At 70.0% G+C, this 14,428-nt stretch carries 12 protein-coding genes and 1 riboswitch; of the genes, 6 read left to right on the forward strand and 6 right to left on the reverse strand.

Annotated elements, in window-relative coordinates; all coding sequences use genetic code 11:
• Window positions 1-9: 9 nt before the first annotated feature.
• Window positions 10-327 carry a PRC-barrel domain-containing protein gene (locus OG897_RS35945; protein WP_266663791.1) on the reverse strand — a complete coding sequence of 106 codons (318 nt, stop codon included), beginning with the start codon at window positions 325-327 and terminating at the stop codon, window positions 10-12.
• Between the two features lie 124 nt (window positions 328-451).
• Window positions 452-548: riboswitch (glycine riboswitch) on the forward strand.
• 199 nt (window positions 549-747) lie between these two features.
• Between OG897_RS35945 and gcvP the strand changes: the two genes are divergently transcribed.
• Complete coding sequence (gene gcvP / locus OG897_RS35950; protein ID WP_266663792.1) at window positions 748-3,636, forward strand: aminomethyl-transferring glycine dehydrogenase; 2,889 nt, start codon at window positions 748-750, stop codon at window positions 3,634-3,636.
• Window positions 3,637-3,756: 120 nt separating this feature from the next.
• Here the strand turns inward: gcvP and OG897_RS35955 are convergent, their stop codons facing one another.
• Together OG897_RS35955 and OG897_RS35960 are read right to left on the reverse strand one after the other, a co-directional pair.
• Window positions 3,757-3,954 carry a DUF5999 family protein gene (locus tag OG897_RS35955; protein WP_308436993.1) on the reverse strand — a complete coding sequence of 66 codons (198 nt, stop codon included), beginning with the start codon at window positions 3,952-3,954 and terminating at the stop codon, window positions 3,757-3,759.
• Window positions 3,955-4,280: 326 nt separating this feature from the next.
• Complete coding sequence (locus OG897_RS35960) at window positions 4,281-4,886, reverse strand: hypothetical protein (RefSeq protein ID WP_266663793.1); 606 nt, start codon at window positions 4,884-4,886, stop codon at window positions 4,281-4,283.
• Between the two features lie 505 nt (window positions 4,887-5,391).
• On the opposite strand from OG897_RS35960, the gene OG897_RS35965 reads away from it, so the two are divergent.
• On the forward strand, window positions 5,392-6,900 hold the full coding sequence (locus tag OG897_RS35965; RefSeq protein WP_266663794.1) for a glutamate--cysteine ligase: 1,509 nt from the start codon (window positions 5,392-5,394) through the stop codon (window positions 6,898-6,900).
• 406 nt (window positions 6,901-7,306) lie between these two features.
• Complete coding sequence (locus OG897_RS35970; protein WP_266663796.1) at window positions 7,307-8,107, forward strand: CPBP family intramembrane glutamic endopeptidase; 801 nt, start codon at window positions 7,307-7,309, stop codon at window positions 8,105-8,107.
• Between the two features lie 13 nt (window positions 8,108-8,120).
• Here the strand turns inward: OG897_RS35970 and OG897_RS35975 are convergent, their stop codons facing one another.
• Window positions 8,121-8,948, reverse strand: a complete 828-nt coding sequence (locus tag OG897_RS35975; protein WP_266663798.1) for a PhzF family phenazine biosynthesis protein — start codon at window positions 8,946-8,948, stop codon at window positions 8,121-8,123.
• 571 nt (window positions 8,949-9,519) lie between these two features.
• On the opposite strand from OG897_RS35975, the gene OG897_RS35980 reads away from it, so the two are divergent.
• Complete coding sequence (locus OG897_RS35980; RefSeq protein WP_266663800.1) at window positions 9,520-10,995, forward strand: SulP family inorganic anion transporter; 1,476 nt, start codon at window positions 9,520-9,522, stop codon at window positions 10,993-10,995.
• A 34-nt stretch (window positions 10,996-11,029) separates the two neighbouring features.
• On the opposite strand, the gene OG897_RS35985 is transcribed toward OG897_RS35980, so the two are convergent.
• The gene (locus OG897_RS35985; RefSeq protein WP_266663803.1) at window positions 11,030-11,461 is read right to left on the reverse strand and encodes an SRPBCC family protein; all 432 of its coding nucleotides are present in this window, start codon (window positions 11,459-11,461) and stop codon (window positions 11,030-11,032) included.
• 365 nt (window positions 11,462-11,826) lie between these two features.
• On the opposite strand from OG897_RS35985, the gene OG897_RS35990 reads away from it, so the two are divergent.
• Both OG897_RS35990 and OG897_RS35995 read left to right on the forward strand, forming a co-directional pair.
• Window positions 11,827-12,288: a Clp protease N-terminal domain-containing protein gene (locus OG897_RS35990; protein ID WP_266664576.1), complete on the forward strand. Its 462-nt coding sequence runs from the start codon at window positions 11,827-11,829 to the stop codon at window positions 12,286-12,288.
• A 157-nt stretch (window positions 12,289-12,445) separates the two neighbouring features.
• Window positions 12,446-13,462 carry a DMT family transporter gene (locus OG897_RS35995; RefSeq protein WP_266663805.1) on the forward strand — a complete coding sequence of 339 codons (1,017 nt, stop codon included), beginning with the start codon at window positions 12,446-12,448 and terminating at the stop codon, window positions 13,460-13,462.
• A 247-nt stretch (window positions 13,463-13,709) separates the two neighbouring features.
• Here the strand turns inward: OG897_RS35995 and OG897_RS36000 are convergent, their stop codons facing one another.
• Entirely contained in the window at window positions 13,710-14,408 is a 699-nt protein-coding gene (locus OG897_RS36000; RefSeq protein WP_266663807.1) for a pyridoxamine 5'-phosphate oxidase family protein, read from the reverse strand.
• Window positions 14,409-14,428: the final 20 nt, after the last annotated feature.

Below are 14,428 nucleotides of genomic sequence, written 5' to 3' on the forward strand. Positions count from 1 at the left end.
GGGCGTGCCCTAGCGGGGGAGGTGGAGGCCGTAGTGGTGGTAGAGCTGGAGTTCCTGTTCGGGGGAGAGGTGGCGGCCGACGCCGAAGTCGGGGGCGTCGCGGATCAGGGCCTTCTCGAAGGGGATGCGGAGGGTGTCGTCCTCCAGGCGGCTGGGTTCGAGGGGGACGAAGGCGTCGCGGGAGAAGAGGCCCGTGCGCAGGGCGGCCCATTCCGGGACGCCGGTGGCGTCGTCCAGGTAGACCTCGTCCACCGTTCCGATCTTGGTGCCGTTGCGGTCGAAAGCCTTGCGGCCGATCAGGCTGCGCGGATCGATGTCGGTCTGCACGGTCCCTCCAACTGGTCGCAACTGCGGGGTGAATCCCCGTAAAGCACTACGAAAGAGCAGAATTGCGAGGCTGGCCACTTGAGGGATGGGTGGGAGAGTGCGCTGGTAGGCTGACGGAGGCTGCTGACCCTGTGCGGGAGAGTCCTCCGAGTGGATGTCGGAGGCGCCGAAGGAGCAACTCCTCCCCGGAATCTCTCAGGCCCCTGTACCGCACGGACGAGGTCACTCTGGAAAGCAGGGCGGGTGGCGGAATCGGCGCAGGCCGGTGCGTGACCTTTCCTCACCGACGGTGAAAGTCGGAGTGCTGTTCGTGGCGCTCCGGTGAAGCTCTCAGGTTGAGATGACAGAGGGGGAGGCCGTCCGGGTACCCGTGTCGTGGTGCCCCTCGCAGGTCGTGTCGGACCAGGAGGCCTTCCGCAGATGACTGCCAACCGTCGTATTCCGCTCGTAGAGCTTGAGCGTGGCATTCCCTTTGAGCAGCGTCACATCGGCCCTGATGGGGAAGCTCAGGCCAAGATGCTCGCGCAGGTCGGCTACGGGTCGCTCGACGAGCTGACCGCCGCCGCGGTGCCGGACGCCATCAAGAACGCCGAGGCGCTGGGTCTCCCGGACGCGCGCACCGAGGCCGAGGTGCTGGCTGAGCTCCGTACGCTCGCCGACCGCAACCAGGTGCTGGCCCCGATGATCGGGCTGGGGTACTACGGGACCTTCACTCCGCCGGTCATCCTGCGCAACGTCATGGAGAACCCGGCCTGGTACACGGCGTACACGCCGTACCAGCCGGAGATCTCGCAGGGGCGGCTCGAAGCGCTGCTCAACTTCCAGACGATGGTGGCCGAGCTGACCGGGCTGCCGACGTCGGGGGCTTCCCTGCTCGACGAGGGCACCGCCGCCGCCGAAGCCATGTCGCTCGCGCGGCGGGTGGGCAAGGTGAAGAACGGGGTGTTCCTGATCGATGCGGAAACGCTTCCGCAGACCGTTGCCGTGATCCAGACACGGGCCGAGCCGACCGGCGTGGACGTTGTCGTCGCCGACCTGAGTGACGGCATTCCGGCAGAGATCGCCGAGCGCGGTGTGTTCGGCGTGCTGCTCCAGTACCCGGGTGCTTCCGGTGTGGTGCGGGACATCAAGCCGGTGATCGATGCCGCGCACGAGCTGGGCGCGATCGTCACCGTCGCCGCTGATCTGCTGGCGTTGACGCTGCTGACGTCGCCGGGTGAGCTCGGGGCCGACATCGCGGTCGGTACGACGCAGCGGTTCGGCGTTCCGATGGGCTTCGGCGGGCCGCACGCCGGGTTCATGGCCGTGCGGGACAAGTTCGCGCGCAGCCTCCCGGGGCGCCTCGTGGGCGTGTCGGTGGACGCGGACGGGAACAAGGCGTACCGGCTGGCGCTGCAGACGCGTGAGCAGCACATCCGTCGTGAGAAGGCGACGAGCAACATCTGTACGGCGCAGGTGCTGCTGGCCGTCATGGCCGGGATGTACGCCGTCTACCACGGGCCCGAGGGGCTGAAGGGGATCGCGCGGCGTACGCACCGCTACGCGTCGATCCTGGCCGAGGGGCTGACGGCCGGTGGCGTCGAGGTCGTGCACGGCACGTACTTCGACACGCTGACCGTACGGGTTCCGGGCAGGGCCGACGAGGTCGTCGCCGCCGCGCGCGAGAACGGTGTGAACCTCCGCCGCGTCGACGGCGACCTGGTGTCCGTGGCGTGTGACGAGACCACCGCGCGGGCTCAGGTCGCCGCCGTGTGGGCCGCGTTCGGGGTCGAGGGCGACATCGTCGCGCTGGACGGGACCGTCGGCGAGGCGCTGCCCGAGGGGCTGCTGCGCACGGACGCGTACCTTACGCACCCCGTCTTCCACCAGCACCGCTCCGAGACGGCGATGCTGCGCTACCTGCGCAAGCTCGCCGACCGGGACTACGCGCTGGACCGGGGCATGATCCCGCTGGGTTCGTGCACGATGAAGCTGAACGCGACGACCGAGATGGAGCCGGTGACCTGGCCCGAGTTCGGGCAGATCCACCCCTTCGCGCCGGTCGACCAGGCCGCCGGTTATCTGACGCTCATCCGTGAGCTGGAGGAGCGGCTCGCCGAGGTCACCGGGTACGACGCGGTGTCGATCCAGCCCAACGCCGGTTCGCAGGGTGAGCTGGCCGGTCTGCTGGCGGTGCGGGCGTTCCACCGGGCGAACGGCGACGAGCAGCGGACCGTCTGTCTGATTCCGTCGTCGGCGCACGGGACCAACGCGGCGAGCGCGGTCATGGCCGGGATGAAGGTCGTGGTCGTGAAGACCGCGGACGACGGCGAGGTCGACGTCGAGGACCTGCGGGCGAAGATCGAGCAGTACCGCGACGAGCTGTCGGTGCTGATGATCACGTACCCGTCCACGCACGGTGTCTTCGAGGAGCACGTCGCGGACATCTGCGCGACCGTGCACGAGGCCGGCGGGCAGGTGTACGTCGACGGGGCGAACCTGAACGCGCTGGTGGGGCTGGCGAAGCCGGGCAAGTTCGGCGGCGACGTCTCGCACCTGAACCTGCACAAGACCTTCTGCATCCCGCACGGCGGCGGCGGTCCCGGCGTCGGTCCGGTCGGTGTGCGCGCGCACCTCGCGCCGTACCTGCCCAACCACCCGCTCCAGCCGTCCGCCGGGCCCGAGGCGGGCGTCGGGCCGATCTCCGCCGCGCCGTGGGGGTCCGCCGGGATTCTGCCGATCTCGTGGGCGTACGTACGGCTCATGGGCGGTGAGGGCCTGAAGCGGGCCACACAGGTGGCGGTGCTGGCCGCGAACTACATCGCGAAGCGGCTGGAGCCGCACTACCCGGTGCTGTACACGGGACCGAACGGTCTCGTCGCGCACGAGTGCATCGTGGACCTGCGTCCGTTGTCGAAGGCGACGGGTGTCAGTGTCGACGACATCGCGAAGCGGCTCATCGACTACGGCTTCCACGCGCCGACCATGTCGTTCCCGGTGGCCGGGACGCTCATGATCGAGCCGACGGAGAGCGAGAACCTGTACGAGCTGGACCGGTTCTGCGACACGATGATCGCGATCCGGGGCGAGATCGAGAAGGTCGCGGCGGGCGAGTGGCCGGCCGAGGACAACCCGCTCTGCAACGCCCCGCACACGGCGGCAGCGCTCGGCGGTGCGTGGGAGCACCCGTACAGCCGCGAGGAGGCCGTGTTCCCGGCCGGGGTTTCGGCGGCGGACAAGTACTGGCCGCCGGTGCGCCGGATCGACGGTGCGTTCGGCGACCGCAATCTGGTCTGCTCGTGCCCGCCGATGGACGAGTACGACAACTGAGCGGTGAAGCCCGGCAGTTGACATGAGTGGGGGCCGGTTCGGAGTGGAAACTCCGGGCCGGCCCCTTCGTCGTACGTCCTGTTCCTGGCGTACGCCGACTGTGTCAGGTCGTGCGGTCGGCTAGGCAGCGGTGGCCACGTCCAGTGGGCGGTGCGGTGCGATGATCTGCCCGTTCGGCAGGAGTTCGCCGGTGTCCTCGAAGAGGAGGACGCCGTTGCACAGCAGGCTCCAGCCCTGCTCCGGGTGGTGCGCCATCGGATGGGCGGCCTCCCGGTCTGCGGATTCGGCGGTCGGGCAGGGTGGCTGGTGCTGGCACATGGATGGGTTCTTTCGCTGCGTGGTGGTCGAGAAGGTGTTCCTGCGGCTCGAATCGGTATTCATGGCCGCCCCCCGTATCAGTTGGTCCGGTCCCAGTGTTGCCCTACGGGCGTCGATCCGCAGGGATTTCACGGCAGCTCTTCCTACTGAACAAGGACGCGTCACCCGTGCGGACGGTTCAGCTCAACTGTCCCCTCTCTTCGGGTGGTTCGGGGTGGCCCGGGTGGGCTACTCCGGATGGGGCATCCGGGCGCAGCGACGCCCCGCGCCGTCGGGCAGGGGGCGCGGGGCGTCGTACGGAGAGAGTACGGAGGCGGGCGGAGGGCTCAGGCGGGCTGGCTCAGGAGCGGAGACGCCTTCGGGGCCGGTGCGGGAGCGAGACGCAGGGCCAGGGTGGGCATCAGGTCGGCGACCGTGCAGGGGCGGTGCGCGCAGATGCCGGGTGGTGCGGGCGCCAGGGGGATCAGTACGTCGGAAGGGGCGGGGGCGCCGGTCGAGGCGTCGGCGGTGGGGTCGCCGTGCAGCCACAGGGTCAGCATGTAGAGGGCGGGGATGGACAGCAGGCGCGGCTGGCAGTCGGCGGCGAGCGACTCGGCCTGGCGCAGCGCGCGTTCGGTGGAGCTCAGATAGGGGCCTTCGAGGAAGTGCGAGAAGGTCCAGCCGTCGGGGGTGAGCACGGTGTCGGCGGCGGCCACCGCGCGGTCGCCGCTGCGGATGAGGAACCGCCAGCCGGTGAGCCGGGTGCGGCACGGGCCGTCGCCGGGGGCGGGCTGGTCCAATACGTGGACGGGGAGCGGGAGTTCGGGCTTGTGCGGGCCCTTCAGGGCACGCAGGGCCGGGGTGCGGGCCTCGCGGACGGCAGTGGGGGAGCCGAGTGCCGCGAGGACGCTGCGCAGGGCGGGCGCGGGAGCCGGGGGTACGTGCAGCGGCATGGTGGGACGCCTCTCGCTCGGGAGACACGGTGGAGCCTGGGCGGTGCGGACGGCGCTGTCAGCGGTGCGGGGCCGGAGGGGGCCTTGGGCGAGAGCCCGGCGTCAACTCTCCGCCTCGTTCGCGGAGTTTATACGACACGTGTTCACACGAAGTTTCCGCTAGTCGTCGTGGATATTGCACGCAAGGCCGTATCCAGTCTTTTTGGACGGAGGTGTGGTGGAGGGAAAGGCGCTGGTATTCGGTGCGACTGCCGGATCGGGGCAGGTATTTCGCCCTGGGTGCGGTCGGCCTGAACTCGTCGGCGTTTTGGACCACAGTGGTGAGGGTGGTAACGGCGATCTGCGTCATGCCTGCGGAATGTGCCCCGAGGAATGTACGGCGAGCCTCCTGTGCGCCGGTCGTGCGCGGGGCGTTATGGATCAGTCCGCCGGGGCATCATCGACCGTGAACCACAGGTCGCAGCGGTCGTGCCGCGGGCTGCCCCGGCTGAGGAAGGACGGTCCGATGGGTGAGAAGGTCGTGGCAGACGGATTTGATCTGTCGGACCGGCAGAGGTACCGGCACAAGCTCCACCAGTGTCTGGAGGGGCTCGGGAGGTTGCTGAAGGAGAAGCAGTTCGACCGGCCGAAGAATCTCATGGGGCTGGAGATCGAGCTGAATCTCGCGGGGCCCGACGGACTGCCGAAGATGATGAATGCCGAGGTGCTGGAGCGCATTGCGAGCCGGGATTTCCAGACGGAACTCGGGATGTTCAACCTTGAGGTCAATATCGTTCCGCACCGGTTGGGCGGAAGGGTTCTCGATCAATTGGCGGAGGAACTGCGGACGGGGCTCGGATATGCCCATCGCAAGGCCGCCGAGGTCGATGCGGGGATCGTGATGATCGGGATTCTGCCCACGTTGGGGCGGGACGATCTGGTGCATGCCAACCTGTCGGACGTGGACAGGTACGAGCTGCTGAACGAGCAGATCGTGACGGCCAGGGGCGAAGCCTTCCAGCTGGACATCGAAGGCGTGGAGCGGTTGACGTGCACGTCGGAGTCGATCGTGCCCGAGTCGGCCTGTACGTCGGTGCAGTTGCATCTCCAGGTAACGCCGGGGCGGTTCGCGGACGTGTGGAACGCGGCACAGGCGGTGGCCGGGGCGCAGATCGCGGTGGGGGCCAACGCCCCGTTCCTGTTCGGGCAGGAGCTGTGGCGGGAGTCGAGGCCGCCGCTGTTCACGCAGGCGACCGACACCAGGCCGCCGGAGCTGATCGCGCAGGGGGTGCGGCCGCGTACCTGGTTCGGGGAGGGGTGGGTGGAGTCGGCGTACGAGTTGTTTGAAGAGAACCTGAGGTACTTCCCGGCGTTGCTGCCGATCTGTGATGAGGAGGACCCGCTGCGGGTGCTGGACGACGGTGGGGTGCCGCAGCTGAAGGAGATGGTGCTGCACAACGGGACCGTGTACCGGTGGAACCGGCCGGTGTACGGGATCGCGGACGGGGTGCCGCACCTGCGGGTGGAGAACCGGGTGTTGCCCGCGGGGCCGACGGTGACCGATGTGATCGCCAATGCGGCCTTCTACTACGGGCTGGTACGGGCGCTCGCCGAGGATTCCCGGCCGGTGTGGCGGCGGATGGCGTTCGAGGACGCGGAGGCGAACTTCGACGCGGCGTGCCGGTACGGGATCGAGGCGGAGATGGTGTGGCCGCGGGCCGGGCGGGGCGGGGGTGTTCAGAAGGTGTCGGCGGTGAAGTTGGTGCGGGAGGAACTGTTGCCGCTTGCCTCGGCGGGGCTGGACGCGTGGGGGGTGGAGGCGGCGGACCGGGACCGGTATCTCGGGGTGATCGAGGAGCGGTGCCGGAGGAGGGTGAACGGGGCTTCCTGGCAGGTGGATACGTATCACCGGGCGGTGGAGGCGGGGTTGGGGAGGGAGGCGGCGCTGGCGGCGATGACGCGGAGGTATGGGGAGTTGATGTGGGGTGGGGAGCCGGTGCATTTGTGGCCGGTGGGGTTTCCGGGGCCTGGTTGAGGGGTGGGCGGGGCTCCCTTGGTGGGGGTGGGGCGGTGCCTGGGGTGGGCGGGGGTGCTCCGGTGTAGGGCGGGGCGCTCCGGGGTGGGCCCGGAGCGAGGGGGCCGCCCCCTTGCCCGCCCGTTCCGCCCCCGGGGGGCGGCCCCGCCGCCCAAGGAGGCTGGGCGGAAGCGGCGCCCAAGGAGGCTGGGCGGAGGCGGCGCCCAAGGGGGCTGGGCGGAAGCGGCGCCTAAGGGGGCTGGGCGGAAGCGGCGCCTAAGGGGGCTGGGCGGAAGCGAAGCCCAAGGGGGCTGGGCGGAAGCAGAGCCCAAATGGGGGGTGGGGGGTGTGAGCGATTGCCCATGGTGGGGGGCGGGAGAGGATGGGGGTGACATGTAGAGGTTTGAGTGCAAGGGGATGTGGGCGGATGGCTGAGGTGGCTTCTGGGGGGTCGGTGCAGGAGGGGCAGGTGGGCCTCAGCAGGCGGGTGTTGGGGACCGAGTTGGTGATTGTGCTGGCTCTGTCGCTCGGGGCCAGTGGGGTTTCGGCGCTGATTCGGTTCGTCGGGGCGTTGACCCGGCCGGGTGGGCTGAAGGATCAGGCGGCGAACCTGAATTCTTCCGCTGCGCCCGGGAGGCCGTGGCTGGATCTGACGTGGCAGTTGTTCGGGATCTCGACGGCGCTGGTGCCCGTGGCGCTCGTCGCGTACCTGCTGCTGAGGGAGGGGAGCGGGCTGCGCCAGATCGGGTTCGACCGGTTGAAGCCGTGGTCGGACCTGGGGCGCGGGACGCTGGTCGCGGCGGGAATCGGGAGTGCCGGGCTCGCCTTCTACCTCGTGATGAACGCGGCCGGGTTCAACCTCACGGTGGTCCCTGAGTCGCTGCCCGAGGTGTGGTGGAAGTACCCCGTGCTCGTTCTGTCGGCGATCCAGAACTCCGTTCTGGAGGAGGTCATCGTCGTCGGGTACGTGCTGCGCAGGCTGGGGCAGTTGGGATGGACGCCGATGGCGGCGCTGATCGCGAGCTCCGTGCTGCGTGGGTCGTACCACCTGTACCAGGGGATCGGCGGCTTCATCGGGAACGTCGTGATGGGCGTCGTCTTCGTCCTGCTGTACCGGAAGTGGGGGCGGGTGGGGCCGCTGGTGGCGGCCCACGCGCTGCTCGACATCGGGGCGTTCGTGGGGTACGCGGTGCTGGCCGGGAAGGTGGGCTGGCTGCCCACCCTCTGAGGGGATGGCCGGGTCAGGGGGAGACGAGCAGTTCGGACTCCAGGACGGTGACCGCATGGCCCGTGAGGTGGGTGCGGTCGCCTTGCAGGGACGTACGGACGAGGCCGGTACGGCGGCCGCCCTGGAAGCCGGTGAGTTCGGTGCGGCCGAGGCGCTCGGACCAGAACGGGGCGAGGGCCGTGTGGGCGCTGCCCGTCACCGGGTCCTCGTCGATGCCGTACGCGGGGAAGAAGCAGCGGGAGACGAAGTCGTACCCCCGCGCCGGGTCCTCGGCGAGCGCGGTGGCGATGACACCCCGGCGGGAGAGGGCGGCCAGGGCCTTCAGGTCGGGGGCGAGGTCGCGGATCTCCTTCTCGCTGGTGATTTCGACGAGGAGGTCGCCGACCTGGTCGCCCGTGTAGAGGACCGTGAGGGGTTCCGTGCCGAGGGCTTCGGCCAGGCCGTCGGGGGCCTCGGTCGGCAGGAGCGGGGCGGTCGGGAAGTCCAGGGTGTGGGAGCCGTCGGCGTTCGGGGCGGCGGTGAGGATGCCGCTGCGGGTGGAGAAGTCGACGGGACCGGTCGTGAGGCCCGTGGTGCGCAGGACGTGCGCGGTGGCCAGGGTGGCGTGGCCGCACATGGTGACCTCGTCGGTGGGGGTGAACCAACGAAGGGCCCAGAGCGGGCTGCCCCCCGTGGGCGGGAGGGGGTGCGCGAAGGCGGTCTCGGCGAGGTTGAGCTCGGCGGCGACGTACTGGAGCCAGGAGTTCTCGGGGAAGGCGGTGGCGTCCTCCAGGAGCAGGATGGCGGCGGGGTTGCCGTGGAAGGGGACGGAGGTGAAGGCGTCGACTGTGCGGATCTGCATGGGGGGAGCGTACGGAGGCGGGTGTGGGGGTCGGCATGGCCAATCCAGGGCGGGTGGACTGGGGATGGGGCTCAAGTGGGTTGGTTCGTATGGGTGATTGAGGGGCATGGGTGGTGAGTTCGGGGGGTTAGGGTGCTTCGGTCGTTGTTGGGGTCGAGGAGGCGTTGTGGCGGTATTTATGTTGCAGTTGGCGGAGGGTGTCGACGATGTGGTCGAGGCGCGGGCGGCGGGGCGGACCGCGTCCGGGGAGATCGTGCTGGAGTCTGCGGATGAGCGGGGGAATCCTGTGCGGATCAGGACTTATCGGGCGGATGCGGTGACGGCGGTGTTTCGGCGGGGGCCTGGGGATTCGGGGAGTTACGGGTGGATTCCCCAGCCGGTGAGTGGGACGTGGTGGTGTTACTGAGAGCGGGGTGCGGATGGGTGGGTGGTCGCGGTGCGTTCCGGGGGCTCCGCCCCCAGGCCCCCGCCCGCCTTCTGCGGGCTGAGCCCCCTGCCCCGCCCCTGAAGGGGCGACTAGAGTGGGGGTCTTTGTGCCCGAGGGGCGCGGTATTCCTACGGAAACGGCTTCATGTTCTCCCTGCTCACGCTCCGCCCCTCCCGCCCAGACTGGCTGGCCTCCCCGCAGGTGTTCCGTACCGAGGTGCTCGGCGGACTCGTGGTCGGGCTGGCGCTGATTCCGGAGGCGATCTCGTTCTCGGTGATCGCGGGGGTCTCGCCGAGCGTCGGGCTCTTCTCCGCCGTGACGATGGCCGTGGTGATCTCGGTGGTCGGCGGGCGCAAGGCGATGATCTCGGCGGCGACGGGGGCCGTCGCGCTGGTGGTGGCGCCGTTGAACAAGGAGTACGGGCTCGGGTACCTCGTGGCGGCCGTCATCCTGGGCGGGCTGATGCAGGTGGCGCTGGGGGCGCTCGGAGTCGCGCGGCTGATGCGGTTCGTGCCGCGCAGCGTGATGGTGGGATTCGTCAACGCGCTGGCCATCTTGGTGTTCATGGGGCAGTTTCCCGAGCTGACCGGGGTGCCCTGGATGGTGTATCCGCTGGTCGTGGGCGGGCTGGTGCTCACCGTGCTGGTTCCCAAGGTGACGAAGGCCGTGCCCGCACCGCTGGTGTCCATCGTGATTCTGACGCTGATCACGGTCGGGGCGGGCATCGCCGTGCCGACCGTGGGGGACCGGGGCGCGTTGCCCTCGTCGCTCCCCGTGCCGGGGCTGCCGGACGTGCCGTTCACGACGGACATGCTGAGCACCATCGCTCCGTACGCCTTCGCGCTCGCGCTCGTGGGGCTTCTGGAGTCGCTGATGACGGCGAAGCTGGTGGACGACGTCACGGACACGCACTCGAACAAGACCCGTGAGTCGATCGGTCAGGGCATCGCGAACATCGTCACGGGGCTGCTCGGCGGCATGGGCGGGTGCGCGATGATCGGCCAGACGATGATCAACGTGAAGGTGTCGGGTGCGAGGACCCGGCTGTCGACCTTCCTGGCGGGGGCGTTCCTGCTGGTCCTGTGTCTGCTGCTGGGGCCGGTCGTCTCGGAGATCCCGATGGCGGCGCTGGTGGCGATCATGGTTCTGGTGTCGGCGGCGACCTTCGACTGGCATTCCGTGATGCCGAAGACACTGCGTCGGCTGCCGCTCGGCGAGACGCTCGTCATGCTGATCACCGTCGTGTGCGTGGTGGCCACCCACAACCTGGCGGTCGGCGTCGTCGTCGGTTCCGTCAGCGCGATGGTGATCTTCGCGAAGCGGGTGGCACACCTGGCGGACGTGGAACGGGTGGTGGAGGGGGAGGGAGTCACGTACACCGTCACCGGGGAGTTGTTCTTCGCCTCGTCGAACGACCTCGTCTTCCAGTTCTCGTACAAGGACGATCCCGCGGACGTGGTGATCGACCTGTCCCGCGCGCACATCTGGGACGCCTCGACGGTCGCCGCGCTCGACGCCGTGGAGGCGAAGTACGAGCGGTACGGGAAGACGGTCACGCTGAAGGGGCTCAACGGGCCGAGTGCGGCGATGCACGGGAAGCTGGCGGGGCGGCTCGGATAGACCTTCGCGGGCCCCCGGCGTCAGGCGGCTGGCGTCAGGCGGTCGGCGTCGCCAGTCCGCGGAGTGATTCGGTGAGGGCCGTCGTCGCGGAGTCCTTGAGCTTTCCCGCCATCAACGACACGGCCGAGCCCGTGAATTCACCGTCGATACGGGCCACGGTGGCGCCCGAGTCGGCAGGTGTCAGCGAGTAGCGCATCGCCAGGCTCACCCCCATCGGGCCCTTGCCGCGCACGGCGAGGAGCCGGTCCTCCACCAACTCCTCGACGGTCCAGTCGACTTCGGCGGGGAAGCCCATCAGCTTCATGTTCTCCCGGTACGTCGACCCCACCGCGAGGGTGCCGGGGCCGCCGTTCGGGAAACTGGTGTGCATCGCGTTCCACCGGTCGTACGCGGTGAAGTCCGTCAGGCGGGACCAGAGCGCGCCCGGAGTTGCTTCGATGCGTGCCTCTGCGCTGACCTCGGCCATTGGGTTCGTCCCTTCCGCGGGGAATCCTGCTCGATGTCGCGGAACGTAGCCGCAGGGCCTCGAACATTCAATACTGACGAACTGTCAGATGGGGTGGGGTGGGCGGGAGCGGCTCCCCGGAGGTGTTCTGGTGCCGTTCGGTGCCCTTCTCAGGGAAGTTTCATCCGATCTCCTCCGCAAGGAGGAGGGGGTGAGAGGCCGTGCCCAACTCCGGTGGGACGCCAAGATGCTCCCCCGCGCGGATGACCGCGCCGGGGTGCGGGTGATGGGGTGAAGACGTGCACCTTCCCGCCCGACCTCCTTCCGGATCGACCGGTTCTTCCGGTACTTCCGCTGCCGGAGGCGTCGTCCACCCGCGCGCAGACATCGAGGCCAGGCTCACCGCAGAGCTGGCCGCGGTGGTCGCAGGTGCGCGCCGTCGGGCCGTCCGGGACGGCGACCGCCAGATCGACACCGCCCATCTGCTGCACTCGCTGCTGGAGGCCGACCCCGACGTGCGCGAGGTCTTCGAGGGCGGCGCGCAGCTCGCCCGTGTCCTCGGCTATCTCGTGCAGCGCAGCATCGGGTACGGGCTGCGCTGGCAGGCCAGGGTCGAGGGTGCACCCCTGGCGACGCCCGTGACCGGCTGGTCGCCCGCAGCGGTGCGCGCCATGGAGGCCGCCCTCGCGCGGGCGGCGGTGCGCGAGGATCCCCGCGCCGGTGGCATAGACCTCCTTTCCGCGCTTGCGGGCGACCCTGACTGCCGGGCGGTCGAGGTGCTGCGGCATGCGGGCGTCGACCCGGAGGGGCTGGCGGGGAGCCCGTGGGTGGGGTCCCGTACGGCCTGACGGGTCGGTCGGCGACCTGCCCGATGCGGCGTGTCACGTCGGTTGCGTACAGCGGAAAACCCTTGCGGTTGTGGCCTTTTGGGGCGGTTTGCCGGGCTTCCGTCTCGACAGGTGTGACACAGGTGACGGTCCTGACCCCACCTGACATGATGTGCCGATGCACGCTCAGGGAAGGAGTGTCGGCCTCGGTCTCGCCCTGGTCTCGGCACTCGCATTCGGTGGTTCAGGTGTCGCGGCCAAGCCGCTGATCGAGGCGGGGCTCGACCCGCTGCACGTGGTGTGGCTGCGGGTGGCGGGGGCGGCGCTCGTGATGCTGCCGCTCGCCTGGCGGCACCGGGCGCTCGTGCGCCGCAAGCCGGTACTGCTCGCCGGGTTCGGCCTGCTCGCCATCGCCGGAGTCCAGGGCTTCTACTTCGCCTCGCTGTCGCGGATTCCGGTCGGGGTCGCCCTGCTCATCGAGTACCTCGCGCCCGCGCTGGTGCTCGGCTGGGTGCGGTTCGTGCAGCGCAGGCCGGTGACGCGGGCGGCAGCCGTGGGCGTGGTGCTCGCGGTCGGCGGCCTCGCGTGCGTGGTCGAGGTGTGGGCGGGGCTCAGCTTCGACGCCCTCGGGCTGCTGCTCGCGCTCGGCGCGGCCTGCTGCCAGGTCGGGTACTTCGTGCTGTCCGACCAGAGCGGCGAGGGCGACGACGCGGTCGATCCGCTGGGCGTCATCGCGTACGGACTGCTCGTCGGCGCCGGTGTCATGACGGTGATCGCGCAGCCGTGGAACATGAGGTGGGGCATCCTGGGCGGCGCCGTCGACATGGGCGGCAGCCAGGTCCAGGCGTGGGCGCTGCTCGGCTGGGTCGTGCTGATCGCGACCGTCGTCGCGTACGTCACCGGGGTGAAGTCCATTCGGAGGCTGTCGCCGCAGGTGGCCGGGGTGCTGGCCTGTCTGGAGGCGGTCATCGCGACGGTGGCGGCCTGGGTGCTGCTGCGCGAACACCTGTCGACGCCGCAGATCGTGGGCGGGGCCGTGGTGCTGATCGGCGCGTTCATCGCGCAGTCGTCCACCCCGAAAGCCCCGAGCGAGGGGCCGGTGGCGGGCGGTGTCCCGGACGCGGGAGAAGGCGGCCGCGACGGCGACATCACCGACACTGAGGGTGCGTTGTCGGCCGGGCGGACCTCCCCGTAGGGGGCGGTCATGTTGAGCGTACGCGTACTTCCGCCCCTCGCCGCTTTCCAGCGCGCGGGGCCGCAGGGCCTGTCCGGCGGCCAGGTCCGAGGACCGAAGGACCCCGGGGATGCCCCGGGGTGGCGGCCGCCCTGGTGTTCGCGGTCAGGGACCTCGGTCCGCTGTCGCTGTCGTTCTGGCGGTGTGCCTGCTGACGTTCGCGCGGCGGGGGGCCTTGGCGGCGTAGCGCTGCTGCGAGCGGCCCCGCTCAGAGAGTGGTGAGGTAGGCGGGGAGGGGGACGGCCGGGTCGAGGTCGTCGGCGGGGATCGGGGCGCCGTGGCCGCGGGTGAGGGGGACGACTCCGGTCCAGTGCGGGAGGGTCGCGTCCTCGGGCTCGTCGTTCGGGCCGCCGGTACGGATCTTCGCCGACACTTCGTCAAGATCCAGGCGCAGTACGGCTGTCGCGGCCAGCTCCTTGGCGTTCGCGGGGCGCGAGTCGCGGGAGCGGCCGGGGACGACGTGGTCCACGAGGGCGTCGAGGGCGATGCGCCGTTCCTCCTCGTCGACGACCGGGCGCGCGGTGCCGTGCACGACGACGGAGCGGTAGTTGATGGAGTGGTGGAAGGCGGAGCGGGCCAGCACGAGACCGTCCACGTGGGTGACGGTCAGGCAGACCTCGATGCCCGGGGCCTCCTCCGTGCGCCCGGCGGCCCGCAGCGGGCGCGATCCGGTCGAGCCGTGCACGTACAGGCTGTCGCCGATCCGCCCGTAGAGCGTGGGCAGGACGACGGGTGCGCCGTCGCGGACGAAGCCGAGGTGGCAGACGTACGCCTCGTCCAGTATCGAGTGCACCAGTTCACGGTCGTAGGAGGCGCGTTCGGGGGAGCGGGTGGGGACGGTGCGGTCGGTGGGGGTGTAGGAGGCCGGGGCGGCGGGGGCGGTGGTGTCCTGCATTGCGCTCTCCATTGCACTAGTGCATACTGCGT

It is taken from the genome of Streptomyces sp. NBC_00237, from assembly GCF_026342435.1.
GTDB lineage: Bacteria > Actinomycetota > Actinomycetes > Streptomycetales > Streptomycetaceae > Streptomyces.